This window comes from Brucella sp. NBRC 14130 (assembly GCF_040371715.1).
GTDB classification, from domain to species: domain Bacteria; phylum Pseudomonadota; class Alphaproteobacteria; order Rhizobiales; family Rhizobiaceae; genus Brucella; species Brucella intermedia.
In genome coordinates, this window is record NZ_BAABTE010000006.1 from 245,270 (window position 1) to 271,674 (window position 26,405).

The following is a 26,405-nucleotide window of genomic DNA, read 5'->3' on the forward strand; positions in this document are numbered from 1 at the left end:
TTGTGCATCTTGGCAGCGCAAATCTTGATAGCAAGTGAAAAATTCCCACGCTGCCATGAAAAAAGCAAAATGCCGCAGTGCGGCGAAATATTAATCGATTCGTAACGAAGCCCGCTTCACCCGTCGTCCGAAGGCCATTTTTCGTAGAACAAACTGGCCTCGATGGCCCGCGAAAGCGCGTTGGAATCACCGTTCGACGATAAAGCCGGCAAAAGAAGCCGGGGCAGCGAAACGCCTTCGAATTCCCATGTCTCGCCGCTTGGATAGCGTTCCGCCTCGTCACGATCCACAAGCCTGACGACGAGATAAAGCGGCGCCGCCTCCACGAAAGTCACCTTGAAAAGCCCCGCGCCGCGAATCTCCACGCCACCGGCGAGGGCTGCGGGAACACTGGCGACCAGCCTGCCGTCTTCCACATGAAGCAATGTGCGGTCGTCGGCGACCAGCGATGCCGCCTCCCCGCGCAGGAGCGCTCTTTCAACAAGCGTCAGCGCAAGCTCCGTCTTGCCCGCGCCCGAGCGTCCAAGGATCATGACGCCGCGACCTCGCACCTGAAGCGTCGTCGCGTGAAGTCCGCTTTTTTCCTCTTCCGGCGTCATGCGCTTGCCGGCAGATCGACGATGAAACGCGCGCCCTTGAACTGGTCGGGCTTTGCGGGATCGACGATGTTTTCAGCCGTCAGCGTGCCGCCATGCGCCTCGATGATCTGGCGGCTGATCGAAAGCCCCAGACCGGAATTCTGTCCGAAAGCCTCGGATGCCGGGCGATCCGTATAGAAGCGCTCGAAGATGCGCTCGATATTTTCGATCGGAATGCCGGGGCCGTTATCCTCGACCAGCACGCGCAGGCGGCTGCCTTCGCCGGAAAGCGTCACCACGATGCGGCCCGTATCGTCGGGGACGAAGGAACGGGCATTCTCGATCAGGTTGCTCACCACCTGGCCGAGACGCAGGTCGTGACCGGCAACATAAAAACCCTTCTTTCCAGCTGGCAGCTTGCCGGTATTGAAGACGATCTCCGTCCCGACCTTGTTGCGGCGCACTTCGCGCGCTGCCGTGACGAGATTGGTCAGGAGCGTCTTCATGTCCACGCGGTCGATATGTTCGCGCGCAAGTTCCGCATCCAGACGCGAGGCATCGGAAATATCGGTGATCAGGCGGTCGAGACGGCGAACGTCGTGCTGGATGATGTCGAGAAGCCGTTTGCGCGATTCCTCGGTCTTGGCCAGCGGCAGCGTTTCGACGGCGCTGCGCAGCGAGGTGAGGGGGTTCTTCAACTCGTGGCTGACATCGGCGGCAAAGCTTTCGATAGCCTCGATACGCGTATAAAGCGAATCGGTCATCTCGCGGATGGACGTGGAAAGATGGCCGACTTCATCCTGGCGTTCCGAGAAATCGGGAATCTCGACGCGGCTTTTCACGCCGTGACGCACGCGGTCGGCGGCGGCGGAAAGCTTGCGCAGCGGGCTTGCAATCGTTGATGCGAGGAAAAGCGACAGGATAACCATGACGAGCGACACGACGCCGAACACGCGGAAAACCGCCATGCGTTCGGCCTGCACGATCTTGTCGATATCGTCGCCCTCGGTGGAAAGCAGGAGGACGCCCAGGATTGCGCGCGAACGCTGGATCGGCACGGCTACGGAGACGACCAGCTCGCCCTTTTCGTTGCGCCGCTGCGCCGTTTGCGGTGAACCGGCCAGTGCCTTGACGATTTCCGGATAGGCGAGGCCGTTGCCGCCGGGCTGTTCCTGATAGACCGGCAGGCCGCCGCCGTAGAACAGGTGCGAAATCCATGTTCCGGCGCGTTCCCAGATGGATGGGGTCTCTTCCTCGATCGGCGGCAGGTCATAGCGCAGCACCGGCCCCGCCGAAGGGAAGCTCGGCGAATAGAGCGCGCGCGAATCGAGCAGCATGTTGGCATAGCGATCATAGATGCGCGCCCGGGTGCTCGTGGGCGAGATCAGCCGGCGCAGCAACGGGGAGACCTTTTCCGGATTGATGGGAAACTCCCAGTTATCCGGGGAATCCGGCGAGGGCGTCAGGCTTTGTCCGGCCTGCAGTTCCAGAAGCTTTTCCGGGTCGATCATCAGCGAATTGGTGTCGACCGTCGCCGAAGCCGAGATCGCGCCTGCGATGATCTTGCCCTGCGTGAGCAGGCTTTCGATCTTTGCGTCGATCAGTCCCTCGCGGAACTGATTCATATAAAGAATGCCGGAAACGAGAACCGCCAGCGCCGCCAGATTGAGAAACAGGATGCGGCGCGTCAGGCTCGAGAACAGATATTGGCCGAGAAACTTGCGCAGGGGCGCAAAGAAGCGACGCCAGAACACCGAGCGCTGCCGCCGGGCCCTGCGTTCGCGCAAATCCGATTTCTGGCCGACGAGGCCGTCGTTCCGGGTTTCTGCGACCATGTCGCCTGTCTGCTCTCATTAAGCTATCGCCAGGCCTCGCGGACTGGCGATATGTAATTATCTATCAGGCCTCGCGGAAGCGATAGCCGACGCCATAGAGCGTTTCGATCATTTCGAAATCGTCGTCAACCGCCTTGAACTTCTTGCGCAGGCGCTTGATATGGCTGTCGATGGTACGGTCATCCACATAGACCTGCTCATCATAGGCCGCATCCATGAGGGCGTCACGGCTTTTCACCACACCCGGACGCTGCGCCAGCGAATGAAGGATCAGGAATTCGGTGACCGTCAGCGTGACCGGTTCGCCCTTCCAGGTGCAGGTGTGGCGTTCCTGATCCATGACCAGCTGGCCGCGTTCAAGCGACTTCGCCTGCTGCCCGGTCGGCTTGGCCGTGCCGTCGCGTGAGGCAACCCGGCGAAGCACCGCCTTGACGCGCTCCACCAGAAGGCGCTGCGAGAACGGCTTGGTGATGAAATCATCCGCGCCCATCTTGAGGCCGAAAAGCTCGTCGATCTCGTCGTCCTTGGAGGTCAGAAAGATGACGGGCAGGTCGGATTTCTGGCGCAGGCGGCGCAGAAGCTCCATGCCGTCCATGCGCGGCATCTTGATATCGAAGATCGCAAGATTGGGCGGACGCGCCATCAGACCATCCAGCGCGGATGCGCCATCGGTGTAGGTTTCAACCCGATAGCCTTCCGATTCCAGCGCAATGGACACGGAGGTCAGGATGTTGCGGTCGTCGTCGACCAGCGCAATTGTCTGCGTTGCCGAGGCTTCCTTCATGCGAACCTTTCTCCTTCAACTAAGCCGACCGGTATCTCCAGCCGGTGACGTCTGACGTTTTTCGTCTTTCGGCCGCCAGAAACTGGCGGATTCCTGGATCGAACGTCCGGTTCGGCGTCGATATTAGTATAATGCGCCTGCTTGTGCAGTACAAATTAGGTACAAAATGTGGCGGCACCCCAAGAAGCAGTGGAACTGCGTCTCACCGAATCGCCGTTTGGTTAATGGCCGCAGGGCTGACATTCCCGGAATCGAACGGCTCATAACACACAGGTTAACCGATTTAAAAAAAATTCAAAAATTTTAAATCGATTAAATATTTGAATTGCCACGATTAATCTGTTTCTGACTGCCATCCTCTGTTTTGCGTTCAGTCTGATGACGCGAAAAGAGACCGATCAATTGTCAAACCACGGCGGAGACATCATGAGAGAGACCGGCATTCACAACACGGCCGCTTCCATTGCCACTTCAGGACTGAAGGAACTCTCCGCAGTCTTTTACAATCTTGGACCAGCGCGTCTTTATGAGGAAACCGTCCGCCGGGGCGAAGCCGAACTGTCGGCGCAGGGTGCGCTCGTCGCACGCACCGGCCAGCACACGGGCCGCTCGCCGAAGGACAAGTTCGTCGTGCGCGACGCCGACACCGAAGATCACGTCTGGTGGGACAACAACAAGCCGATGAGCCGCGAGGCCTTCGACCTGCTTCATGCCGATTTCATCGAACATGCGAAGGGCAAGGAGCTGTTCGTTCAGGATCTGATCGGCGGCGCCGATGCCGACAACAAGATCAATGCCCGCGTCATCACCGAATATGCCTGGCATTCGCTGTTCATCCGCAATCTTCTGATCCGCCCCGAGCAGGAAGCCCTTGCTTCCTACGTGCCGGAAATGACGATCATCGACCTGCCGTCCTTCAAGGCCGATCCGGAACGCTATGGCGTGCGCACCGAAACGGTGATCGCGGTCGACCTGGCCCGCAGGATCGTGCTGATCGGCGGCACCTCCTATGCCGGCGAAATGAAGAAATCGGTCTTCACCGCACTCAACTACATCCTGCCTGCCAAGGGCGTCATGCCGATGCACTGCTCGGCCAATGAAGGCCCGAATGGCGACACGGCCGTCTTCTTCGGCCTGTCCGGCACCGGCAAGACCACGCTTTCCGCCGACCCGACCCGCACGCTGATCGGCGATGACGAGCACGGCTGGGGCGAACACGGCATCTTCAACTTCGAAGGCGGCTGCTACGCCAAGACCATCCGCCTGTCCGCCGAAGCGGAGCCGGAAATCTATGCGACCACGCAGCGTTTCGGCACGGTTCTGGAAAATGTCGTTCTCGACGAACACCGCCAGCCGGATTTCGACGACGGCTCGCTGACCGAAAACACCCGTTGCGCCTATCCGCTCGACTTCATTCCGAACGCATCGAAGACGGGCAAGGGCGGCCAGCCGAAGAACATCATCATGCTTACCGCCGATGCCTTCGGCGTGATGCCTCCGATCGCCAAGCTGACGCCGGCACAGGCCATGTACCACTTCCTGTCCGGCTATACGGCCAAGGTCGCCGGTACCGAAAAGGGTGTGACCGAACCGGAAGCAACCTTCTCGACCTGCTTCGGCGCACCGTTCATGCCGCGCCATCCTTCGGAATACGGCAACCTGCTGCGCAAGCTGATCGCCGAGCACAAGGTTGATTGCTGGCTGGTCAATACCGGCTGGACCGGCGGCGCCTATGGCACCGGCAAGCGCATGCCGATCAAGGCAACCCGCGCCCTGCTTGCAGCCGCGCTCGACGGCTCGCTGAACAATGCCGAATTCCGCATCGATCCGAATTTCGGCTTTGCGGTTCCGGTCGAAGTGCCGGGCGTGGACAAATCCATCCTCGATCCGCGTTCGACCTGGGCCGACAAGGCTGCCTATGACGCGCAGGCCAGGAAGCTGGTCGACATGTTCGTCACGAATTTCGAGAAGTTCGAAAGCCATGTCGATCACGAGGTGAAGGACGCGGCTCCGGCGATCCGCATCGCCGCGGAATAGCTTTTTCTACGCATGTCTTTATCCAAAAACCGGTTCCCAGTTTTTGGGGACATGCTTTTACCATCCTGAGGAGGAGGGAGAGCCCGGCTGAAAGGCCGGGTTTTTCTTTTGTATAAGGGATACAAAGCGGTATATCTCCTCGTCATGGAAGAGAACCGGAACATCATCCGCATCACCAATCGCCTGACGATCCGTGAAGACGATCTGGAGGAAAGCTTTATCCGTGCCTCCGGACCCGGCGGCCAGAACGTCAACAAGGTTTCCACCGCCGTGCAACTGCGGTTTCACGCCGCCCGCTCCGGCCTGCCGGAGGATATCCTGTCGCGGCTGTTCAAGCTCGCCGGACAGAAGGGCACCAAGGACGGCGATATCCTGATTGAAGCCAATCGTTTCCGCACCCAGGAGCGTAACCGCGAGGACGCCCGCGAACGGCTGATCGCGCTTATTGCCAAGGCGGCCGAACCACCGCCGCCGCCGCGCAAGAAGACCAGACCGACAAAAGGCTCCATCGAACGCCGCCTCAAGGCCAAATCCGGACGATCCGACATCAAGAAGGGCCGAGGAAAGGTTTCCTTCGACTAAATTATCCAGACTGTGGGAACAGAGGACATGACGATCAATTATCGCGAGCTTGAAACCAGCCACGGCAGAATTGCCATCCGTGAAAGCGCGGGCGAGGGGATGCCGCTTCTGATGATTCACGGCAATTCCAGCGCGGGCGCAATCTTCGCGCCCCAGCTTGAAGGCGAGATTGGCCGGAGCTGGCGGATAATCGCGCCGGACCTGCCGGGCCATGGCCAGTCGGGCGATGCGCTCGATCCGGACCGCAGCTATTCCATGGAGGGCTATGCCGACGCGATGACGGAAGTGCTGGCGAAGCTCGGCATTTCCGAGGCGGTTGTCTTTGGCTGGTCGCTCGGCGGCCATATCGGCATCGAGATGATCTCGCGCTTTTCCGGCATGCGCAGCCTGATGATCACCGGCACGCCGCCCGTGGCGCGGGAGGAAGTGGGGCAGGGGTTCAAGAGCGGTCCCGACATGGCGCTGGCGGGGCAGGAAGTCTTTTCCGCCCGCGATGTCGAATCCTATGCGCGCAGCACCTGCGGCGAACCGTTCGAAGAGGGGTTGCTCGATATTGTTGCCCGCACGGATGGACGCGCGCGGCGCATCATGTTCGAGAAGTTTGCAGCCGGGACCGGCGGAAACCAGCGCGATATCGTTGCCGCGGCGACGCTTCCCATAGCTGTGGTCAACGGGCGCGACGAGCCTTTCGTCGAACTGGATTTCGTCTCGAAAGTCCGGTTCGGCAATCTGTGGGAAGGCAAGGCCCACATCATAGACGGGGCGGGGCATGCGCCCTTCCGCGAGACACCAGCCGTCTTCGATGCGTATCTTGAGCGCTTCATGCGCGACTGCACCGCCTGACCCGCTGCTTTCCACCAAAAGAAAAGGGCCGGAAACCGGCCCTTCTTCATATCTTCCTGAGCGCGACTTCCTCGATCAGGTGATCGCTGCCCTTGCGCAGGATCAGATCGGCGCGCGGGCGCGTCGGCAGGATGTTATCCTTGAGGTTCTTCAGGTTGATATTGTTCCACAGCCCTTCGCCAATCGAACGCGCCGCATCTTCGGAAAGCTGCGAATAGCGATGGAAGAAGGATTCCGGATTGACGAAGGCGGTCTCCCGCAGCCGCATGAAGCGGTCGATATACCATTTGTGGATCAGTTCCGATTCCGCATCGATATAGATGGAGAAATCGAAGAAATCCGACACGAAGGGCACCATCTTGCCGTCTTCCGGCAGATCGCGCACCTGCAGCACATTGATGCCTTCAAAGATCAGGATGTCCGGCTTGTCGACGAGCTGATATTCGCCCTGCAAGACGTCGTAGCTTAAGTGCGAATAGAGTGGGGCGCGCACCTGGCTCATGCCGGCCTTGATCGCCGACAGGAAGCGCAAGACCGCGCCGACATCGTAGCTTTCGGGAAAGCCCTTGCGCTCCATCATGTTCTGCTCGCGCAGGACCGCATTGGGATAAAGAAAACCGTCGGTCGTCACGAGGTCGACCTTCGGGCTCGACGGCCAGCGGGCAAGAAGCTCTTTCAGGATACGTGCGGTCGTGGATTTCCCGACCGCGACCGAACCGGCAATGCCGATGATGAACGGCGTCTTGAACGACTCCTCCATGTTGAGGAACTGCTTGCGCTGCTCGAACAGAAGCTGGCTCGCCTCCACATGCGCCGACAGCAAGCGCGACAGCGACAGATAGATGCGCCGCACCTCATCGAGATCGATGGGGTCGCCCAGCGAACGCAGCCGCTTGACCTCATCATAAGTCAGGGTAAGGGGCGTATCGGCGCGAAAGCCCGCCCATTCCTCTGCCGAAAAGAAGCGGTAAGGCGAGTAACGCGACGGCGTTAGCTGATCCACTTTTTCCCACATATTGTCGCTGCTCTCCCTCAACGCCAATTCTGCACTAGCAGCTTCCAGTCCAATTTGCATTTAGGCTTTCGGACGACCGGCTTTTTCTTCAAGGCCGGTCTGCGCCGTGCGGCGTTGCAACTCCTGAAGCACCTCATCAAGCGAAACGCCTGCAACCTTGAGAACCACCAGCAGGTGATAAAGCAGGTCGGCGCTTTCCGTCACCACCTCCGCGCGGTTGCCTTCGACGGCGGCGATGACCGTTTCCACGGCTTCCTCGCCAAGCTTTTTCGCCGCCCGCGACGGGCCCCTGGCCACCAGGCTTGCCGTATAGGACGAGCCGTCCGTCACGCTGGCACGTTCCGCGACGATCCGTTCAAGGTCGGAAAGAGTGAACTGGCTCATTGTGGTGTTTCCTGTATTGTTCAGCGAACCGGATCAAGCCGCATCGGAATGCCAGCTTCGGCCATATAGCGCTTGGCCTCGCCAATCGTATAGGTGCCGAAGTGGAAGATGGATGCTGCGAGAACTGCCGTCGCGTGTCCGTCGCGAATGCCCGCAACCATGTGATCGAGATTGCCGACACCGCCCGATGCAATGACCGGAACGCGCACGCTGTCAGCCACGGCCCGCGTCAGGGCCACGTCGTAACCGGCCTTGGTGCCATCGCGATCCATCGAGGTCAGCAGGATTTCGCCAGCACCGAGGCTCACCACCTTCTGCGCAAATTCCACCGCATCGATGCCTGTCGTCTGGCGTCCGCCATGGGTGAAGATTTCCCAACGGTCGGCCTCGCCGTCGCCGGACACCTTCTTGGCGTCGATGGCAACGACGATGCACTGGTCGCCGAACTTGTCCGCAGCTTCGGCAACGAATTCCGGGTTTTTCACCGCAGCCGTATTGATCGAAACCTTGTCGGCACCGGCCAGAAGCAGCTTGCGAATGTCGGCCACCTGACGCACGCCGCCCCCAACGGTGAGCGGCATGAAACACTGTTCTGCCGTGCGGGCCACCACATCGAAAATTGTCTCGCGATTGTCCGAAGACGCCGTGATGTCGAGGAAGCACAGTTCGTCCGCGCCCGCCGCATCATAAGCGCGGGCAGCTTCCACCGGATCACCGGCATCGATCAGATCGACAAAGTTGACGCCCTTGACGACGCGTCCGTCTTTCACATCGAGGCACGGTATCACTCTTGCTTTCAGCATGGTTGTCCTCGATCTGCCGCGTCTCTTTTCAGTTTTGCCTGTCCTCGCGGTCCGGCCTTTGCCGGACTGTTCGCTGCGGGCAGGCGGGAGCGGCCCTCTTTAACATCGAGGCAGGGAATTACGCGTGCTTTCAAGGTCATGCTGTGGCCCTCAGTACAGACAAGGCTTCCGCCGGATCGATGCGGCCATCGTAAAGCGCGCGACCGGAAATCGCGCCTTCCAGCTTGCGGGCATCAGGAGCGGCAAGACGTTTGATGTCATCCATCGAGGCGAGGCCGCCCGATGCGATCACCGGGATGGAAACGCTGTCCGCGAGCGCAAGCGTCGAATCCCAGTTGATGCCGGCCAGAACGCCGTCGCGGTCGATATCGGTATAGATGATGGCGGCAACGCCTGCGCCTTCAAACTTCTTCGCCAGTTCGATCACGCCCAGCTCGGAGGCTTCCGCCCAGCCCTCGACGGCCACATAGCCGCCCTTGGCATCAATGCCGACGGCGACCTGACCCGGAAACGCCTTGCAGGCCTCGATCACCAGCGCCGGATCGCGCACGGCAACCGTGCCGAGGATGACACGGCGCAACCCCTTGGAAAGCCAGTTCTCGATATGCTGGAGCGTGCGGATGCCACCGCCGAGCTGCACCGGGTTTTTGGTGGCTTTCAGGATCGCTTCCACGGCCTTGCCATTGACGCTTTCGCCGGCAAAGGCACCGTTGAGATCGACCACATGCAGCCATTCAAAGCCCTGATCCTCGAAGGCCCTGGCCTGTGCTGCCGGGTCTTCATTATAGACGGTGGCCTGATCCATGTCGCCGAGCTTCAGGCGCACGCATTGACCGTCTTTCAAATCGATGGCGGGAAAAAGGATCATGGTCTCAGGGCTTCCATTTCAGGAAATTGGCGATGAGCGAAAGGCCAAGCAGCTGGCTCTTTTCAGGATGGAACTGGGTTCCCACCATATTGTCGCGCCCGACCGCTGCGGTGACATCGCCGCCGTAATCGGTGACTGCCAGAATGTCGGACCTGTTCTTCGCATCGAACATATAGGAATGCACGAAATAGGCGTGCAATCCGTTCTCGCCGGTCTCGATTCCCTCGAAGATCGGATGGGAATGTTTCACGTGAATCCTGTTCCAGCCGATCTGCGGAATCTTCAGCGTCGGGTCGGATGGTGTCATTTCGCGCACATCGCCCGCGATCCAGCCGAGCCCCTCGGTGACTTCCTTTTCAAGCCCGCGCTCGGACATAAGCTGCATGCCCACGCAGATGCCGAGGAAAGGGTGCGCCTTTTTCAGCACGACGTCTTCCAGCGCATCCACCATGCCCGGCACGGCATGGAGGCCGCGACGGCAGTCGGCATAGGCGCCAACACCCGGCAGCACGATGCGGTCAGCCGTCGCCACACGGTCGGCATCCGCCGTCAATTCGATCTGCGCCGCGATACCGCTCTCAAGTGCTGCACGCTCAAAAGCCTTGGTGGCCGAGCGCAGATTGCCGGAGCCGTAATCGATGATTGCAACACGCATTTTCAGTTTTCTCCGCGATGGCCGACAAACCCGATGGTCGAGCCAAATGAGGAATAGGCGGGACGAGGAGGCTGCTGCGCCCAGTGAGGGGCAGGCTGAAGGGCAAGCTTGTCCGCAACCGGCGCTACCGGCTGGCCCGCATCCTCGAGGCGACAGAAATAGCGGATTTCCGCTTCTTCCAGATCGGATGCATCGATGACCGCCTTTTCGACGAAACCCCGCCGCAGCAGCCGGGCGATCTTCCAGTTGGCGCCTTCCAGCGCGACGAAGAGCGACATGAGCAAGGTCAGAACCGGCACCGCGCCTTCGATACCGAAATGGGTCGCGACCAGCCCGAGCAGGATCGTGACGCCCACCACGGCAAAGGCTTCGAACCACAGACGCTGCGCCAGCAGCCAGACAAAGGGGAGGACCAGCGCCCATACATGGAATCCATCGCGCACGAACACGGCTTGCTCAAGATTTTGAGTATCTTCCGGTTCAAGAACGACGAATTGCGCCATGGCTTACCCTTTCAGTGAACCCTTTGTGGAGGGAATTGCATCCTTCTGGCGCGGATCGGTTTCGAGCGCCATGCGCAGAACCCGGGCCACGGCCTTGAAGATCGATTCCGCGATATGGTGGTTGTTGGCACCATAATGATTGTTGATATGCAGCGTGATGCCTGCGTTCATCGCGAAAGCCTGGAAGAACTCGCGCACCAGTTCGGTGTCGAATGCGCCGATCTTGGAGGTCGTGAAATTGACGTTCCAGACCAGGAAGGCGCGTCCCGACACGTCGACGGCAGCGCCGGTCAGCGTATCGTCCATGGCGAGGTCCATCGAAGCATAGCGCACGATGCCGCGACGCTCGCCGAGCGCCTTGGCAATGGCTTGGCCGAGCGCGATGCCGGTATCTTCCACCGTATGGTGATCGTCGATATGCAGGTCGCCCTTGGCCATCACGCGCATATCGATCAGCGAATGTCGGGAAAGCTGCTCCAGCATATGATCGAAGAAGCCGACACCGGTGGTGATGTCGAACTTGCCGACGCCATCCAGATCGACGGAAACAGCAATGCTCGTTTCCTTCGTGGAGCGTTCGATGCTTGCCTTGCGGGTGCTTTCAGCAGTCATAAGCTTTCCTCATTACATAGCTTGGAGGCGTTCTAGAACAGCTTGCCCACTTTGCCAATTCCTTTTGCCGGTCAGGCAAGCTGCAATTCGGCATTTGCAATTCATCGATACGTTCTTAAATATTCTCACCGAAGCACGATTCATCCGCCGATGGCTGACGGAGCCTGTTTCCCAACAGAGCGCATCCCGAAAAGTGCGAAGCGGTTTTCGGAACAGGATGCGCGTTAAAAACAGTTAGAGCATTTCCGATGATTCAAGCGAACAGGAAATGCTCTAGATCAAGGGGCATCTGCAATTGCCTTCCGGGATTGCCTGTGCCGCCAAAGGAGCATCCATGATCGAACATCATCCCACGACAATTTACGGCACGACCATCGTTACCGTTCGCAAGGGCGGCAAGGTCGTCATCGCCGGTGACGGACAGGTTTCGCTCGGCAATACCGTCATGAAGGGCAATGCGCGCAAGGTTCGCCGTATCGGCAAGGGCAATGTGATTGCCGGTTTTGCAGGCGCAACCGCCGATGCCTTCACCCTTCTGGAACGGCTCGAAGCCAAACTCGAGCAATATCCCGACCAGCTCATGCGCGCTTCGGTGGAACTGGCCAAGGACTGGCGCACCGACCGCTACCTGCGCAAGCTGGAAGCCATGATGCTGGTCGCCGACAGCAAGGTGACGCTGGCGCTGACCGGCACCGGCGACGTGCTTGAACCCGAACATGGCGTGATGGCCATCGGTTCGGGCGGCAATTATGCGCTCGCCGCCGCACGCGCCCTCGTCGATACGGACAAGTCAGCCGAGGAAATCGCCCGCAAGGCGATGGAGATCGCAGCCGATATCTGCATCTACACCAACCACAACGTCATCGTGGAAAGCCTGGACGCAGAATGAGCTCGCTCGCGCAGGCCTCGAAACCGAGTGCGCAACGCTGGGGCCTCGGCGCCCTGATCGTTCTCGCCATACTCGCGGTCCAAGCCTTCTGGCTTCACCTCGACGGGCGGATCGCCATGTGCGAATGCGGGACCATAAAATTATGGTCCGGTTCGCTGATGTCCGAAAACTCGCAGCATATATCCGACTGGTATACGCTGTCGCACATCATCCATGGCTTCCTGTTCTACTGGCTGTTCACGATCATCGCCCCCAAAGCCCCGCTCGGCCTGAGGCTTGCAGCGGCGGTCGGCATCGAAGCCCTGTGGGAACTGGTCGAGAACTCGAGTTTCATCATCGAGCGCTATCGCGCCAATACGTCCTCGGTGGACTATTTCGGCGACAGCATCGTGAATTCGGTCTCCGACACGGTTGCCGCCCTGATCGGCTTCCTGCTCGCAGCCAGACTGCCAACGAAAATAACCGTCGCCATCGCGCTGTTCTTTGAAGTTCTGGCGCTGATCGTCATCCGCGACAACCTTACGCTCAACGTGATCATGCTGCTGCATCCGTTCGAGTTCATCAAGCAGTGGCAAAGTGGGTTATAATCATGAGTAACTTCTCCCCCCGTGAAATCGTCTCGGAACTCGACCGCTTCATCATCGGCCAGAACGACGCCAAGCGCGCCGTCGCCATTGCGTTGCGCAATCGCTGGCGCCGCCAGCAGCTCGAAGGCCAGATGCGCGAAGAGGTCATGCCGAAGAACATCCTGATGATCGGACCGACCGGCGTCGGCAAGACGGAGATTTCCCGTCGTCTCGCCCGGCTCGCCGGTGCGCCTTTCGTCAAGGTGGAAGCGACCAAGTTCACCGAAGTCGGCTATGTCGGCCGCGACGTGGAGCAGATCATCCGCGATCTGGTCGAGGTTGCCATCACGCTGGTGCGCGAAAAGCGCCGCGAGGACGTGAAGGCGAAGGCGCATCTCAATGCCGAGGAACGCGTGCTGGAAGCGCTGGTCGGCAAGACCGCCAGCCCCGCGACGCGCGACAGCTTCCGCAAGAAGCTGCGCAATAACGAGCTGGACGACAAGGAAATCGAAATCGAGGTCGCCGATACCGGCTCCGGTCCGAGCTTCGAGATACCGGGCATGCCGGGCGCCAATATCGGCGTCATGAACCTCTCCGACATGCTGGGCAAGGCCATGGGCGGGCGCACCAAGACGCGCAAGACCACGGTGAAGGATTCCTATGCGATCCTGATCAACGATGAATCCGACAAGCTTCTGGATCAGGAGCAGATCGTGCAGGAAGCGCTTCGGGTCACCGAAGACGAGGGCATCGTGTTCATCGACGAGATCGACAAGATCGCCTCGCGGGAAGGCGGCATGGGGGCGGGCGTTTCACGCGAAGGCGTGCAGCGCGATCTCCTGCCGCTGGTCGAAGGCACGACGGTTGCGACCAAATACGGACCGGTGAAGACCGATCATATATTGTTCATCGCATCCGGCGCGTTCCACGTTTCCAAGCCGTCCGACCTGCTGCCGGAATTGCAGGGCCGACTGCCCATCCGGGTGGAGTTGAACGCGCTGACCCGCGAGGACTTCCGCCGCATCCTGACGGAAACCGAAGCGAGCCTGATCAAGCAGTATATCGCCCTGATGGAGACGGAAGAGGTGAAGCTCACCTTTACCGACGACGCAATCGATGCTTTGGCCGACATCGCCGTCGACCTCAATGCAACGGTTGAAAATATCGGCGCCCGCCGGTTGCAGACGGTGATGGAACGGGTTCTGGACGAAATCTCGTTCACCGCTCCCGACAAGACCGGCGCGGTCTTCACCATCGACGCGGCCTATGTCAAAGACAAGATCGGCGGCCTTGCCAAGAATACCGATCTGTCGCGCTTCATTCTCTGACGAAGAGGCCCGTAAGTGACCGGAAAGCCACGGCTTCCGGCCACTTATCAAGGAATGCGCAAAAACCCCTCGACTTGCATCGGGGGGTTTTCTATTTTCCGGCAAATTTACCAGATCTTCACCATATCGGGGCTGTTTCCGCATAATGACCAGATCACTGAACCGCATTGCGGGCCTTTGCCTCGCCTTTATCGTAGCCAGCCAGAGCGCCCATGCGGCAACACTTGTCCCTCCCGGCAACCGCAATGCGGAACAGCCGCCGATCCCCGGAGCATCCGCCAAGCGCACGCGCGAACTGAGCACGACCTACGAGAAGAAATATCAGAAGATCTACAGTCTGCTCAAAAAGGATGCCTCGCTGCGCTCCAAGATCCGTTCCACGGCAGCGGCCTATGGCATTGATCCGATCCATATCGTCGGCGCGATCGTCGGCGAACATACCTATAATGTCGATGTCTATGACCGGCTGCAGACCTATTACGTCAAGGCCATGTCCTATGTGAACCAGGGCGTCAGCTTCGGCTATAATGGCGAGAGCATCGGCCAGTTCATCAAGCGCCCGGAATTTGCCGACTGCCTGAAGCACAAGGACAGCTATTCGCTGTGGTCCTGCCGTGAAAACGTCTGGAACAAGAATTTCCGCGGCAAGTCGGTCGGCGGCAACGCCTATCCCAACAACCGCTTCAGCGCGGTGTTCTTCCAGCCCTTCTATGCGGGCCAGACATTTGGCCTGGGCCAGATCAACCCGCTGACGGCCTTGCAGATGTCGGACATGGTGAACCGCGTTTCCGGCCTGCCCAAGCTCAACGCCGAGGACGGCAATGTGGTCTACAAGACGATCATGGACCCCGACCTGACGCTGCCATACATCGCGGCAACGCTGAAACAGTCGATCAACTCCTACCGGCAGATCGCCGATTTCGACATTTCGAAGAATCCGGGCCTCACCGCCACGCTCTACAATACGGGCGGCGCGGAAGCACGGGCGCGGGCGCTGGCCAGTGAAAACGCCAGGCGCAAGGCAGACGGCCAGGAACCTGTGCTGCCGCAGGAAAACTACTATGGCTGGCTGGTCAATTCCAAGTTGGACGAGTTGCGCAGTTTATTTTAAGTGAACCTAATAAAAGGACGGCGATACACTCTTTTAACAACTAGCCTTGTTTTCTGATGACCGGAAAAATGAAACCAGCTAGGTATATCCCTACAATTTATCGGGGATGGGAAGAGAGCTGCAGATGAGCCGTGTCGAACGCAATGTCAAATCAACCGCCTGGGACCGGCTCGTCCACTCTTCGTCGGAATATTTTCGCCGCAAGCGCGGCGCGCTTTTCCGCGAGGCCCTGCCGGATTTCACCTCGCTGAAGATTTGCGACGTGGGCGGCTCGCGCCATTTCTGGGAAAAGCAGGATGCCGTCAACGTTCCAAGGGACATCACGCTGGTCAACATCCGCGATGACGGCCAGGCACGGTCCTTCAGCGGTGATTTCGGACATATGAAGGTCGTCCTTTATGACGGCGAGCACCTGCCTTTCGAGGACAAGTCCTTCGATGTGGCCGTTTGCAATTCGGTCATCGAGCATGTGCCGCTGCATCTGCGGGCCAATCTGGTGAAGGAGGTGCAGCGCGTCTCCAACTATTTCTTCATCCAGACGCCGGCCTTCGTGTTTCCCATCGAGCCGCATTTCTTCTGCCCGGCCTTGCATTGGCTTCCCCGCTCGGTGGCCAGACATGCAGTGCGCATTTCGCCCTGGCGCTTCATGTCAAAACCGACGGAAGAACATATCCGGGACTATTTCAACGAAATCCAGATCCTGACGCTCAAGGAATTCCAGGGTTACGCGCCGAATGCGAAGCTTTCGACGGAATGGTTCATGGGCGTTCCCAAATCCTACACATTATACGGCCCGTCCAACCCGCAGTGACCGGTAAGGCTTTCAACCCGCCGGTCTGTTTCCCCGGCGGCGTTTGCGAGCGGCTTCAATTTCCTCGCTCAGATGTTTGATCGTCTCGCGGTCGATGATGCGGATATTGCGCGCCAGAAGATTGGCAAGCTCCGTCGCCTGCGGCGACAGGCCCGACGTGTCGATCACCACACGCGGATGCGACACGGCGGCGAGGTTCTGCAATTCTTCCGCCTCGTCCCAGATGATGTTGAAATAGGTGATGATGCGCTGAAGCAGGTCCCAGGTCGGCTGGCCGCGCCGTCCGTGTTCCAGCGCCGACAGATAGGCCGGTGAAACGCGAAGTGCCGCCGCCATTTCCTTCTGCGTCACCCCCCGCTCTTCCCGCAACTCGCGCAGGCGTATCCCAAATGGCGTCATCGCGGCCTGTTTCCTCCGGGCAATATCTGCTGTGCCGTGTTCTGGGTCTGGCGGCGAAGCCTTACATAAAGGGCGCCATGCCCGCCATGGTGACGCGCCGCATCCTCATAGGCGCTGACCAGAAGCCTGAACAGCGGCGTGGAGAACCAGTGCGGCACCGCCTGCCGCAAAATCCCTTCGCTGCCGAACGACCGACCCTTGCCGGTGATGACCATGACGTGGCGCAGCCCGCGCGCATGGGCGCTGACCAGAAATCCGTAAAGCAGGCCGTGCGCTTCTCCCTGCGTGAGACCGTGCAGGTCAATGCGCGCTTCAATATCGACGCGACCCTTCGCGAGCTTTCGGTGCGTCGGCTTGTCGAGCGACTGAACCTGCATTTCGCTGAGCGCCGACAGGCCCTTTTTCGGCTTGCCCGCCTCTGCCGCAGGCTGGACCTTCGCCTTTGCCGGGCGCTTTTCTTCTTCCGCCATCAATGTCTTGAAATCGGGAAGCTCGTCCGGTTCCGCCTTCGGCTTTACCAGCGGCTTTGCGGTTTTCGCGACCATTTCCCATAAAATGCGGTCTTCGGGCCGCAGATAATCCTTTTCCGGCTTGTCGGTCGCGCGCGCCATCCCGCTCAAGCCCCCAGAAGGCTGCGCGGCACCAGCGCATAAAACTCGGCATCGTTCTTCACGCCGCCGGCGATCTCGCCCGCCCCATCGCCCGAACCGGCGAAGAGATCACCCCGGGCAGGGCCGACGATAGCCGTGCCGGTGTCCTGTGCGATCATCAGCCGCGCAAAAGGCTCTCCGTCAAAGACGGTGACAGTGGGCGCGCTGACGTGGATCGGCGTCCCGAATGTGTGCAGCAATCTGTCGACGGCAAGCGAACGCCCGGCGGTGAGCGGAACTTTTGCGGCAGCGACGGGACCGGCATCCGGATCGTCAACCGGCGCTTCGCGGAAGAAGATATAGGACCGGTTCCGCCAGATGAGATCATCGACCCTGTCGGGATGTTCGGCCAGCCAGCGGCGGATCGCCTGCATGGAAATTTCAGAAGCCGGAATTTCGCCATCGGCGACCAGAATGCGACCTATCCCGGTGAACGGATGGCCGGTCTTGGCCGCATAGGTAATGCGCAACACTCGGCCATCGCGCAGTTTCAGGCGCGCTGCACCCTGCACATGCGCGAAAAACGCATCGACCCGGTCGGCGACGAAAGCGATTTCCAGTCCGCGCCCGGAAAGACTGCCCCGCTCGATCGCCCGGCGGTCGTCATATTCCACCAGACCGTTTTCCGTCCGGCGCGCAAAGGCAAAGGACGGATCGAAACCCTGTGGACGATTCTCGTCCGTCAGCTTCACGAGGTCGTCCGGCTGGCGCAGGAACGGCACCTTGAAACGGTCGTCGGCTTGAAGCGAGGCTTCGATCTCCGGCTCATAGAATGCGGTTACAAAGCCTTGTCCCCTATCCGGCACGATGCGGCAGGGGATAAAATTCCGTTCGAAGAAAGCACGCGCTTCTTCCATGCCCGGATTGTCGAGGCTGCGCGCAGCGGCAAAGACCGGCTGCAGCGCTTCGAAACCAATGCCGAGACTGCCGCTTTTGTAGGTCTGGCGGGCAGCATGGTCGGCTGAACGGCGAAATGCAGCAAATGCGGCGGACTGATCGTCCCGGTTCCAGCCCGGACAATCGGAAAAAGCCACCGGGCGCAAAATCCTCGCCAAGCCGTTCATCGCCGTATCCGTCTATCATGCATAAACAAAAAGGCCGCTGCGTTGGGTCAGCGGCCCGATTCACAAGCTTTTTCTTAATCTTCCGCTTCGGTCGCGACAAGCTTCCAGTTCGGATCGCGCGACCGCGTATCGCGGGCGAAGGTCCAGAGGTCCTTGATTTCGAGGACGTTTTCGGGATCGCCGTCGATCAGCTTGCCGTCCTTGTCATAGGTAGAGGAAATCATCTGGCTGACGATGTTGACCGTCACATGCGCTTCCGATCCCTTCATCTCGGCGCCGGTGATTTCCGCCTTGTCGATGCCGACGAAGGACGAACGCACGCTCTCGCCGCGGGCCTCGCGTTCATCGATGGCCGAAACGAACCCTTCATAGACATCCTTGGAAAGCAGATTCTTCAGAACCTTGCGATCGCCATCGGCAAACGACATCACGATCATTTCATAGGCGATCTTCACGCCATCCACGAAGCTGGCCGGATCGAACGAGGGATCGGCGGCATAAATCGCGCGCAGGCCGTCATTGACGGGCGTGCCGGCCGGAGCGGCCTTGTCGATGGCGGTGAAATCCTTTTCGCCCGTCCTACGCGGGAGGGAGACGACATTGTCGGTCTCGCTGCCTGCCGGTGCAGCATCGGCGCTGCGCGCGGACGTATACGGATCGAAGGGCGGTTTTTCGTTTCCGGTACGACGGCCAAGAACATTCCTCAGCTGGAGAAAGATGATCACCGCTGCGATGAAGAAGAATATCGTGCCAAAATCAAAAAATTCCATGCCGCCTGCCGCTGATTGAAGGAACCGGCGTTGCGCCTTTCCTATCCCTGTCTGTATTCCATACATATAGATCGGCTTACGTCATCATTCAAATCCCGATCACGCGTACCTATTTGATATTGCATGACAGACAGTTTCAATTTCGTTCCGAACCTCAAAAAGTTACAATTCAGGCTAGACTGAAACCCGGAACCAAACAACAAAGGTCGTACCTCCGTGTCCTCCTCTTTCGCCCCTTTCATCCTGCTGGCGATGCCTTTCATCGAAATTGCCGGTTTCGTCATCGTCGGCAGCAAGATCGGCGTTTTCGCGACTCTGGGCCTTGTCATTCTGAGCGCAATGCTGGGTTTCTTTCTGCTGCGTGTGCAGGGCATCGGGCTTTTGCAGCGTATTCGCACCGAAACGGCAGCCGGGCGCGTCCCCGACCGTGAAGTGGTGCATGGCGCCATGCTGGTTCTGGCGGCGATCCTGCTGATCGTGCCGGGCTTTGTGAGCAGCGCCATCGGCATCCTGCTGTTCGTTCCCTTCATTCGGGATTTCCTGTGGGAAAAATTCATGCGCGGCCGCATGGTCGTCGCCACGTCCACGCATTATTCGACCGGTTACGGGCAGGAGCGCCCCGGCCAGAATCCGCGCCAGGACCATATCATCGATCTCGATCCCGAGGATTACACCACCAGGCCGAACGAAAACCTGCCCGGGAAAGACGACCGCAAGGATCATTGAATACGCAAATACTAACCTAAAAAGCCTTTCTTGCCTCATGCCCGCGCACATGCTAGCCAAACATTCCGACCTTTCGGGGCAGCACAAGCGCAGCTTGTGCCCGAGGGGCCCAAATTTTAATCACCGATAGAAGGCATACCGATAATGAGCGATAAGGCCGCGGGCGAAGTAAAGAACGGCAATGGCGCGACGGCCGAGCCGTCCCTCAACATTCTGGCGCAATATGTGAAGGACCTGTCCTTTGAAAGCCCGGGCGCGCCGCTGTCGCTGCGCCCGCGCGAAAAGGCGCCGTCCATCAACATCAACGTGAACGTCAACGCCAATCCGCTTTCCGAAACGGATTTCGACGTCGTGCTGACGCTGGAAGCCAAGGCCGTCGACGGCAAGGACGTCCTCTTCAACACCGAACTCGTCTATGGCGGCGTGTTCCGCATTCAGGGCATCCCGCAGGAGCACATGCTGCCGCTTCTGTTCATCGAATGCCCGCGCCTCCTGTTCCCGTTCGCGCGCCAGATCATCGCCGACGCAACGCGCAATGGCGGCTACCCGCCGCTGATGATCGACCCGATCGATTTCGCGCAGATGTTCCAGAGCCGTATGGCCGAAGAACAGGCCAAGTCCGCCGTGAAGAGCTGATCGCAGGCTTCATCAAGCAAAAAGCCCGGTTTCGACCGGGCTTTTTCGTTTGGGGGTTTTGAGCGGCTCCAGTGAAAAAGGAATCGCGGAACCGCTCTAACAACGCATCGAAGCGGGATAAGAAATCAGTCCAGTGAACTGATTTCCCCGCGCAGACGTTTCACACTTTTGCTGGAAATGCTCTAGGACAGATATTTCTTCCAGATGGCCTTGTCGCCGAGCCTGGCCACAAGTGCCGCGTGGGCCGCGCGTTCCTCATCGGAAATGCGCGGGGCAAGCGGTCTTGGGCGCGCCGCAAGGATGATGGCCGCGCCGCTGTCCCCGGCATTGCTGCCGCTTGCGGTTCCCCCGATGCTGAGGCCAAGCGCCGTCTGCTTGCCGCCGATCAGTTCGATATAGACTTCCGCCAATATCTCGGAATCGAGCAAGGCGCCGTGCAGGGTGCGGTGACCGTTCTCGATGCCGTAGCGTTTGCACAAAGCGTCGAGCGAGTTCGGCCCCATCGGGTGCTTGCGGCGGGCAAGCGCCAGTGTGTCGACAACGCGTTCCACCTGGATTTCCGCCTGTCCGAGCCGCGCAAGTTCGGCATTGATGAAGCCAAGGTCGAACATGGCATTATGCGCGACGAGTTTCGCGCCGTCGAAAAATTCGAGAAACTCGTCCAGAATTTCCGCGAATGTCGGCTTGTCCAGCAATTGTTCGTTGCTGATGCCGTGCACCGCAAGCGCCTCGGCATGAACCTGACGCCCCTGCGGGTTGATGTATTTATGGAAAGTGCGGCCTGTGGGAAACTTGTTGATCAGTTCCACGCCGCCGATTTCGATCACGCGGTCCTCCAGTCTTTCCAGACCGGTGGTTTCCGTATCGAAAACGATTTCACGCATTGAAGAACCTCACGGGAAGAATCTCGTATAGCTATAGCATGGCGCTGCCGGTCATTGCGCAGTGACTGCCGGCTTTCCACTCAATTCGGCAATGATCTCGTTAATCTGGCGGCGCAGATTGTCGAAACTGCCGCTCGTATCGATGATGAAATCTGCCCTTGCGCGCTTTTCGGCATCCGGCGTCTGGCGGGCGAGAATGGCATCGAGCTTTTCCTCGCTCATGCCCGGTCGTGCCAGCACGCGCGGGCGCTGCACCTCGGCGGGGGCGGAGACGACCACGATCTTGTCCACACGCTTGTCGCCGCCGGTTTCGAAAAGCAGCGGAATGTCGATCAGCGCCAGCGGCGCGCCCGCTTCCTGCGCATTGCGGCGAAAGGTTTCCTCTTCCTCCCGCACCAGCGGGTGGACGATGGCTTCCAGTCTTTTCAGGGCTTCCGGTTTTCCGATGACGGCAGCGGAAAGCTTTTCCCGGTTGACCGAACCGTTTTCGACAGTGCCCGGAAACGCCGCCTCGATCAGCGGCGCGGCGCGGCCGGAATAAAGGCGATGCACCGCGTCGTCGGCGCTATAGATCGGCACACCGGCTTCGGCGAACATGTTCGCCGCCGTTGTTTTGCCCATCCCTATGGAGCCGGTTAGTCCGAGGATGATCATGCTACCTGTTCCAAGATCGCCATTTCACGACGGCCTGACGCTTTTTGATTCGGATACCAGAGCGCCAGCCTTTTCCATATCAGCCAGAATATGCTCGCGCAGGGCTTTCGTCACTTGCGGCCTTTTGCCGAACCAGCGTTCGAAGCCCGGAACGGCCTGATGCAGCAGCATGCCAAGCCCGTCCACGGTGGTCAGTCCGGCCTCATCGGCTTTCTTCAGGAAGGGGGTCTGGAGCGGCACATAAACAATATCGGTGGCGACCGCCTTTGGTGACGCCTTGCCGAGATCGAGCGGGAAGGCCTCGCCCTCGTCATGGCCGCTCATGCCGAGCGATGTCGTGTTGACGATCAGCCCCGCGTCCGAAACCAGATCCTGCGCCGCGTCCCAGCCATGCGCCGAGACACGCGGTCCAAAATGGGCAGCGAGATCCTCCGCCCGGCTCACCGTGCGATTGACGATGGCGACTTTCGTGAAGCCGCGCGTCAAAAGCGCATGGACGATTGCCCGGCTTGCGCCGCCCGCACCCAGAACAAGGGCGCTGTCGGCCTTGTCCCAGCCGGGAACCGATGCATCGAGATTGGCGGCAAATCCGTAAGCATCCGTATTGCCGCCATGAAGCCTGCCGTTTTCGAGCCAGAGCGTGTTGACCGCGCCAATGGCCCTGGCAGCGTCATCCAGACTTTCCACGGCGGCAAAGGCTGCCTCCTTGTGCGGAATGGTGACATTGCCACCGGCAAAACCGTTTGCGGCAAGCGAGGAAGCGAAGGCGGCAAAGTCCTCTGGTTTCACTTCTACCGCCTCATATGAACCGTCGATCCCCAGTTCGGCGAGCCAGAAACCGTGGATCAGCGGCGAGCGCGAATGTTTTATGGGAAAGCCTGTGACAAAAGCCTTCTTCGTGACTTGATCAGCCATCGATCAGTTTTTCCTTCCGCAGTTCAGCCAGCAGCGGCAGGAGCGGCAGACCGACAATCGTGAAATAATCGCCATCGATCCTGTCGAAAAGCTGGATGCCGGGGCCTTCGACCTGATAGGCGCCGACGCTCGATAGCGCGGCATCGCCGACGCGACCGAGATAGCGCCCGACAAAGCCCGGATCGAGGTCGCGCATCGTCATGCGGGCAATCGAAACGTGACGCCACAGGGTCTCGCCATCCTTCACCAGCACGACGGCGCTGTTCAGCTGATGGGTCATGCCGGAAAATTTCAGGAGCTGTCGGCGGGCTGCTTCCATGTCGGCGGGCTTGTGGAAAATCTCGTCGCCGAGCGACAATGTCTGGTCGCAGCCGATCACCACCGCGCCGGGGTTCTTCTCGCTCACATCGAGCGCCTTCGCCTCGGCCAGAACCTGCGCGACTTCCTCCGACGTGGCGCCCGTTTCGTAAAGCGGGGCCTCCACCGCGCGCTCGTCGATCTCCGCACTAGCCGTCGAAAACTCTATGCCGGCATTTTTCAGCAGGGCCGAACGGAAAGGGCTTTTGGAGGCGAGGATGAGGTCAGACATGATCGAGATCCCTTCTATTCGTCTTTTCGCGCAGCAAAGCGAGGATAGCCGCCGCGGTTTCCTCAATCGACCGGCGCGACACATCGATGATCGGCCAGCCGTGCCGATTGCATATATTACGCGCATAGGCCAGTTCTTCCGAGATGGAAACGCGGTCCGTATAAAGTCCGGTATCCAGCGACGGCACATTGCCGAGCGGCCGGTTCTGGCGGATTTGCGAAATCCGTTCGGCCGTCGCGACCAGCCCCACGATCAATGGTCGTTTCGTCGTAAAAAGCACTTCGGGCAGGGGAATGCCGAGCACGATCGGAACATTGGTGGCCTTGATGCCGCGATTGGCCAGATAGATGCTCGTCGGCGTCTTGGACGTGCGCGAAATGCCGACCAGAATGACGTCGGCTTCCTCTATATCGAAGGGCAATTGCCCGTCATCATGTTCCATCGTGAAATTGAGCGCGTCGATCCGCCGGAAATAATCGGCATTGAGGACATGCTGCGCGCTCGCACGGCGATGCGCCGGCGCGCCGAGATAGGATTGGAACGTATTGAGCACCGGCTCCAGCACGGAAACGCTCGGCACGCCCATTTCGGCGCAGGATTCGTCGATGATCGCCGCCAGTTTCTGGTCCACGATCGTGTAGAGAACGATGCCCGGCTCCGCATCGATGCCTTCGAGAACCTTGCGCAGCTGCTTTTCGGTGCGGATCAGCGGGTAGATGTGCTCGATGGCCCGCGCATTGGCATATTGCGCCGCTGCCGCACGGCCCGCCGCCAGGAGAGTCTCTCCGGTCGCATCAGAAATCAGATGAAGATGAAAGTAGGAAAGCGGTCTGGTCACAGTTTTGTTGCCCTCCTGTTGACGGCTGTGCGTAAAGGCCGAACGTCTTCCACAAGCCATGGCAGGCCGTGGGAAACTTGGCAAGTCATCCACAGCGGGCGAACATGTGGCGAGCGGTCATCAACAAATGTGGACAAGACTCACGAATCCGCGAAAGCCCGCCTTTATTCCCAGCTTTTCCACAAATGCGCATGAACTGCGTCAATTGGTAACCTCTTATATTAAAAGAGGGAATTGAGTTTTCATTGTTTTTGGTCAGACTATCGGTGAATGATTGCACAGGATGACATGACCGCATGGAAACTGTGGGGAAAAACAGGACAGACCTTAATCCCCGATTCCAACAGACTCTAAGAATCAAAAGATTCCTGAATCATCCTTTCTTTATGAGAACCGCATTGGATAAGTTTCAGACCAAGGACGGTTGAGGCAACACACAGGGTGGAATGGAAAAGACATGAAGCGCAAAGTCTTGAGAGTGATCGACGGTGAAGCGATCTTCCCACCGCCCATCTGGATGATGCGCCAGGCCGGACGCTATCTTCCCGAATATCGCGAGACGCGGAAAAAGGCCGGGAGCTTTCTCGACCTCTGCTATTCGCCCGATCTGGCTGTCGAAGTGACGCTTCAGCCGATCCGCCGGTTTGGCTTTGATGCAGCCATCCTGTTTTCCGACATTCTCGTCATCCCCCATGCCCTTGGCCGCGACCTTCGCTTTGAAGAAGGGAGGGGACCCTTGATGACGCCGATCGATGCCGACGAGATTTTCTGGCTTGAGACCGAAGGCGTCGCCAAACGGCTGGAGCCGGTCTATGAGACGGTTCGGCTGCTGCGCGAGCAGTTGCCCGACGAAACCACGCTGCTCGGCTTCTGTGGCGCTCCCTGGACCGTTGCGACCTATATGATCGCCGGACATGGCACGCCAGACCAGGCGCCCGCCCGTCTTTTCGCCTATCGCTTCCCGGAAGCCTTTGAAAAGCTTCTGAACGATCTTGCCGATGTTTCCGCCGAATATCTCATCGAACAGCTCGACGCCGGTGCCGATGCGGTGCAGATTTTCGATTCCTGGTCTGGTGTTCTGGACGAGGACTGTTTTGAACGTTTCTGCATCCAGCCCGTTGCCCGGATCGTCCAGAAGGTGAGGGCGGTCTACCCCGAAGCCCGCATCATCGGCTTCCCGAAAGGGGCAGGGATGCTTTATGCAGGCTATCGCGAGAAGACCGGCGTGGACGCCCTCGGTCTCGACTGGTCCGTTCCCCTGTCCTTTGCCGCTTCCCTACAGAACGAGGGAGCGATACAGGGCAATCTCGATCCGTTGCGCGTGGTGGCCGGCGGCAATGCCCTCGATGAAGGCGTGGACGCCATTCTGGAGCGTCTCGGCCAGGGACCGCTGATCTTCAATCTCGGGCACGGGATCACGCCGCAGGCGCCTGTTGAAAACGTGCAACGCATGATCGACCGTATTCGCGGAGGAAAATCATGAGCCAGACAGCTCCGGAAAATCGCGGTTCGGCAGTAGCCATTCGCACCGTCGTCGCGCTCGTCGTGGTGGCGCTCGGCGTCTGGGCATTGTTTCACGTGAATCCAGCCGACGCCTATCTCTGGGTCAAATCGCTGCACGTGATCGCGGTCATCGCATGGATGGCGGGCATGCTCTATCTGCCGCGCCTTTTCGTCTATCACACCGCCGCGAAACCCGGTTCCGAAACATCGGAAACCTTCAAGGTGATGGAAAAGCGGCTTTTGCGCTTCATCATCAACCCGGCCATGATCGTGACCTGGATCGCCGGCCTGTGGATGGCGTGGGAAATCTATGGTTTTCAGGGCGGCTGGCTGCATGCGAAGTTGCTGCTCGTCGTGCTGATGTCCGGCCTTCACGGCTATCTGTCGAAATCCACGCGGCTTTTTGCGGAAGACCGCAACACGCGCTCTGCAAAGCACTGGCGAATCATCAATGAAGTGCCGACAGTTTTGATGATCCTGATCGTCATACTGGTGATCGTGAAGCCGTTCTGATCAGAAAACGACTTCAAAAAGAAACCCCGCCAGTGTGGTGAAACCGGAATTTTCTCGAAG

Annotated in this window: 31 protein-coding genes; 12 read left to right on the forward strand and 19 right to left on the reverse strand. The window is 59.2% G+C overall.

Annotation, left to right across the window (positions count from 1 at the left end; translation table 11 throughout):
• Nucleotides 1–116 precede the first annotated feature (116 nt).
• The 3 genes from ABWW28_RS14675 to ABWW28_RS14685 all read right to left on the reverse strand — a co-directional run bounded on the left by ABWW28_RS14675 (nucleotide 117) and on the right by ABWW28_RS14685 (nucleotide 3,197).
• Complete coding sequence (locus tag ABWW28_RS14675) at nucleotides 117–599, reverse strand: HPr kinase/phosphorylase (RefSeq protein WP_021587563.1); 483 nt, start codon at nucleotides 597–599, stop codon at nucleotides 117–119.
• Nucleotides 596–2,413 carry a sensor histidine kinase gene (locus ABWW28_RS14680; RefSeq protein WP_021587562.1) on the reverse strand — a complete coding sequence of 606 codons (1,818 nt, stop codon included), beginning with the start codon at nucleotides 2,411–2,413 and terminating at the stop codon, nucleotides 596–598. The genes ABWW28_RS14675 and ABWW28_RS14680 overlap by 4 nt, the downstream gene beginning before the upstream one ends.
• A 64-nt stretch (nucleotides 2,414–2,477) precedes the next feature.
• Complete coding sequence (locus tag ABWW28_RS14685) at nucleotides 2,478–3,197, reverse strand: response regulator transcription factor (RefSeq protein ID WP_021587561.1); 720 nt, start codon at nucleotides 3,195–3,197, stop codon at nucleotides 2,478–2,480.
• 426 nt (nucleotides 3,198–3,623) lie between these two features.
• On the opposite strand from ABWW28_RS14685, the gene ABWW28_RS14690 reads away from it, so the two are divergent.
• From ABWW28_RS14690 to ABWW28_RS14700, 3 genes are all read left to right on the forward strand, one after another.
• Entirely contained in the window at nucleotides 3,624–5,234 is a 1,611-nt protein-coding gene (locus tag ABWW28_RS14690; protein WP_151658420.1) for a phosphoenolpyruvate carboxykinase, read from the forward strand.
• A gap of 144 nt (nucleotides 5,235–5,378) precedes the next feature.
• Nucleotides 5,379–5,816: an alternative ribosome rescue aminoacyl-tRNA hydrolase ArfB gene (gene arfB, locus ABWW28_RS14695; RefSeq protein ID WP_031347121.1), complete on the forward strand. Its 438-nt coding sequence runs from the start codon at nucleotides 5,379–5,381 to the stop codon at nucleotides 5,814–5,816.
• 27 nt (nucleotides 5,817–5,843) lie between these two features.
• The gene (locus tag ABWW28_RS14700; protein ID WP_021587558.1) at nucleotides 5,844–6,659 is read left to right on the forward strand and encodes an alpha/beta fold hydrolase; all 816 of its coding nucleotides are present in this window, start codon (nucleotides 5,844–5,846) and stop codon (nucleotides 6,657–6,659) included.
• Between the two features lie 46 nt (nucleotides 6,660–6,705).
• On the opposite strand, the gene coaA is transcribed toward ABWW28_RS14700, so the two are convergent.
• From coaA to hisB, 7 genes are all read right to left on the reverse strand, one after another.
• A complete protein-coding gene (coaA, locus tag ABWW28_RS14705) occupies nucleotides 6,706–7,674 on the reverse strand; it encodes a type I pantothenate kinase (RefSeq protein WP_021587557.1) in 969 nt (322 codons plus the stop codon).
• A 60-nt stretch (nucleotides 7,675–7,734) separates the two neighbouring features.
• Complete coding sequence (locus ABWW28_RS14710) at nucleotides 7,735–8,058, reverse strand: phosphoribosyl-ATP diphosphatase (RefSeq protein WP_021587556.1); 324 nt, start codon at nucleotides 8,056–8,058, stop codon at nucleotides 7,735–7,737.
• A gap of 20 nt (nucleotides 8,059–8,078) precedes the next feature.
• Complete coding sequence (hisF, locus tag ABWW28_RS14715; RefSeq protein WP_006468068.1) at nucleotides 8,079–8,861, reverse strand: imidazole glycerol phosphate synthase subunit HisF; 783 nt, start codon at nucleotides 8,859–8,861, stop codon at nucleotides 8,079–8,081.
• A gap of 136 nt (nucleotides 8,862–8,997) precedes the next feature.
• Nucleotides 8,998–9,729 carry a 1-(5-phosphoribosyl)-5-[(5-phosphoribosylamino)methylideneamino]imidazole-4-carboxamide isomerase gene (gene hisA / locus ABWW28_RS14720; RefSeq protein WP_021587555.1) on the reverse strand — a complete coding sequence of 244 codons (732 nt, stop codon included), beginning with the start codon at nucleotides 9,727–9,729 and terminating at the stop codon, nucleotides 8,998–9,000.
• Between the two features lie 4 nt (nucleotides 9,730–9,733).
• On the reverse strand, nucleotides 9,734–10,384 hold the full coding sequence (gene hisH, locus ABWW28_RS14725) for an imidazole glycerol phosphate synthase subunit HisH (protein ID WP_021587554.1): 651 nt from the start codon (nucleotides 10,382–10,384) through the stop codon (nucleotides 9,734–9,736).
• Between the two features lie 2 nt (nucleotides 10,385–10,386).
• On the reverse strand, nucleotides 10,387–10,887 hold the full coding sequence (locus tag ABWW28_RS14730; RefSeq protein ID WP_128006138.1) for a DUF2628 domain-containing protein: 501 nt from the start codon (nucleotides 10,885–10,887) through the stop codon (nucleotides 10,387–10,389).
• Nucleotides 10,888–10,890: 3 nt separating this feature from the next.
• Nucleotides 10,891–11,499, reverse strand: a complete 609-nt coding sequence (gene hisB, locus ABWW28_RS14735; protein ID WP_006468063.1) for an imidazoleglycerol-phosphate dehydratase HisB — start codon at nucleotides 11,497–11,499, stop codon at nucleotides 10,891–10,893.
• A gap of 334 nt (nucleotides 11,500–11,833) precedes the next feature.
• On the opposite strand from hisB, the gene hslV reads away from it, so the two are divergent.
• The 5 genes from hslV to ABWW28_RS14760 all read left to right on the forward strand — a co-directional run bounded on the left by hslV (nucleotide 11,834) and on the right by ABWW28_RS14760 (nucleotide 16,204).
• Nucleotides 11,834–12,388, forward strand: a complete 555-nt coding sequence (gene hslV, locus ABWW28_RS14740; protein ID WP_006468061.1) for an ATP-dependent protease subunit HslV — start codon at nucleotides 11,834–11,836, stop codon at nucleotides 12,386–12,388.
• Nucleotides 12,385–12,975: a DUF2585 domain-containing protein gene (locus ABWW28_RS14745; RefSeq protein WP_006468060.1), complete on the forward strand. Its 591-nt coding sequence runs from the start codon at nucleotides 12,385–12,387 to the stop codon at nucleotides 12,973–12,975. The genes hslV and ABWW28_RS14745 overlap by 4 nt, the downstream gene beginning before the upstream one ends.
• A 2-nt stretch (nucleotides 12,976–12,977) precedes the next feature.
• Nucleotides 12,978–14,282, forward strand: coding sequence for an ATP-dependent protease ATPase subunit HslU (gene hslU, locus ABWW28_RS14750; RefSeq protein WP_021587552.1), 1,305 nt, complete (start codon nucleotides 12,978–12,980; stop codon nucleotides 14,280–14,282).
• A gap of 145 nt (nucleotides 14,283–14,427) precedes the next feature.
• The gene (locus ABWW28_RS14755; RefSeq protein ID WP_021587551.1) at nucleotides 14,428–15,393 is read left to right on the forward strand and encodes a DUF1402 family protein; all 966 of its coding nucleotides are present in this window, start codon (nucleotides 14,428–14,430) and stop codon (nucleotides 15,391–15,393) included.
• 124 nt (nucleotides 15,394–15,517) lie between these two features.
• Nucleotides 15,518–16,204 carry a class I SAM-dependent methyltransferase gene (locus ABWW28_RS14760; protein ID WP_021587550.1) on the forward strand — a complete coding sequence of 229 codons (687 nt, stop codon included), beginning with the start codon at nucleotides 15,518–15,520 and terminating at the stop codon, nucleotides 16,202–16,204.
• A gap of 12 nt (nucleotides 16,205–16,216) precedes the next feature.
• Here ABWW28_RS14760 and ABWW28_RS14765 read toward each other — a convergent pair whose 3' ends face one another.
• From ABWW28_RS14765 to ABWW28_RS14780, 4 genes are all read right to left on the reverse strand, one after another.
• A complete protein-coding gene (locus ABWW28_RS14765; RefSeq protein WP_006468057.1) occupies nucleotides 16,217–16,603 on the reverse strand; it encodes a helix-turn-helix domain-containing protein in 387 nt (128 codons plus the stop codon).
• Complete coding sequence (locus ABWW28_RS14770) at nucleotides 16,600–17,214, reverse strand: Smr/MutS family protein (RefSeq protein ID WP_006472845.1); 615 nt, start codon at nucleotides 17,212–17,214, stop codon at nucleotides 16,600–16,602. The genes ABWW28_RS14765 and ABWW28_RS14770 overlap by 4 nt, the downstream gene beginning before the upstream one ends.
• A 5-nt stretch (nucleotides 17,215–17,219) precedes the next feature.
• Nucleotides 17,220–18,317 (reverse strand): murein transglycosylase A, encoded by a 1,098-nt coding sequence (gene mltA, locus ABWW28_RS14775; RefSeq protein WP_021587549.1) that lies wholly within the window; start codon nucleotides 18,315–18,317, stop codon nucleotides 17,220–17,222.
• A gap of 74 nt (nucleotides 18,318–18,391) precedes the next feature.
• The gene (locus ABWW28_RS14780) at nucleotides 18,392–19,087 is read right to left on the reverse strand and encodes a Tim44/TimA family putative adaptor protein (RefSeq protein WP_006472846.1); all 696 of its coding nucleotides are present in this window, start codon (nucleotides 19,085–19,087) and stop codon (nucleotides 18,392–18,394) included.
• Between the two features lie 216 nt (nucleotides 19,088–19,303).
• Between ABWW28_RS14780 and ABWW28_RS14785 the strand changes: the two genes are divergently transcribed.
• Complete coding sequence (locus ABWW28_RS14785; RefSeq protein WP_176588063.1) at nucleotides 19,304–19,813, forward strand: FxsA family protein; 510 nt, start codon at nucleotides 19,304–19,306, stop codon at nucleotides 19,811–19,813.
• A 144-nt stretch (nucleotides 19,814–19,957) separates the two neighbouring features.
• The gene (gene secB / locus ABWW28_RS14790) at nucleotides 19,958–20,449 is read left to right on the forward strand and encodes a protein-export chaperone SecB (RefSeq protein WP_006468052.1); all 492 of its coding nucleotides are present in this window, start codon (nucleotides 19,958–19,960) and stop codon (nucleotides 20,447–20,449) included.
• 182 nt (nucleotides 20,450–20,631) lie between these two features.
• Here the strand turns inward: secB and dnaQ are convergent, their stop codons facing one another.
• Genes dnaQ through ABWW28_RS14815 form a run of 5 tightly spaced genes read right to left on the reverse strand, consistent with a single transcriptional unit; the run spans nucleotide 20,632 to nucleotide 24,329 of the window.
• On the reverse strand, nucleotides 20,632–21,333 hold the full coding sequence (gene dnaQ / locus ABWW28_RS14795; protein ID WP_021587547.1) for a DNA polymerase III subunit epsilon: 702 nt from the start codon (nucleotides 21,331–21,333) through the stop codon (nucleotides 20,632–20,634).
• Between the two features lie 51 nt (nucleotides 21,334–21,384).
• Entirely contained in the window at nucleotides 21,385–21,987 is a 603-nt protein-coding gene (coaE, locus tag ABWW28_RS14800) for a dephospho-CoA kinase (protein WP_021587546.1), read from the reverse strand.
• A gap of 24 nt (nucleotides 21,988–22,011) precedes the next feature.
• Nucleotides 22,012–22,902 (reverse strand): shikimate dehydrogenase, encoded by an 891-nt coding sequence (locus ABWW28_RS14805; protein WP_021587545.1) that lies wholly within the window; start codon nucleotides 22,900–22,902, stop codon nucleotides 22,012–22,014.
• Nucleotides 22,895–23,491 carry a Maf-like protein gene (locus ABWW28_RS14810; protein WP_210268886.1) on the reverse strand — a complete coding sequence of 199 codons (597 nt, stop codon included), beginning with the start codon at nucleotides 23,489–23,491 and terminating at the stop codon, nucleotides 22,895–22,897. The genes ABWW28_RS14805 and ABWW28_RS14810 overlap by 8 nt, the downstream gene beginning before the upstream one ends.
• Complete coding sequence (locus tag ABWW28_RS14815; protein ID WP_006471003.1) at nucleotides 23,484–24,329, reverse strand: pyruvate, water dikinase regulatory protein; 846 nt, start codon at nucleotides 24,327–24,329, stop codon at nucleotides 23,484–23,486. The genes ABWW28_RS14810 and ABWW28_RS14815 overlap by 8 nt, the downstream gene beginning before the upstream one ends.
• Before the next feature lie 457 nt (nucleotides 24,330–24,786).
• Between ABWW28_RS14815 and hemE the strand changes: the two genes are divergently transcribed.
• Together hemE and hemJ are read left to right on the forward strand one after the other, a co-directional pair.
• Nucleotides 24,787–25,812 (forward strand): uroporphyrinogen decarboxylase, encoded by a 1,026-nt coding sequence (gene hemE / locus ABWW28_RS14820; protein WP_021587543.1) that lies wholly within the window; start codon nucleotides 24,787–24,789, stop codon nucleotides 25,810–25,812.
• Entirely contained in the window at nucleotides 25,809–26,345 is a 537-nt protein-coding gene (gene hemJ / locus ABWW28_RS14825; RefSeq protein ID WP_021587542.1) for a protoporphyrinogen oxidase HemJ, read from the forward strand. Before hemE ends, hemJ begins: the two co-directional genes overlap by 4 nt.
• Nucleotides 26,346–26,405 lie beyond the last annotated feature (60 nt).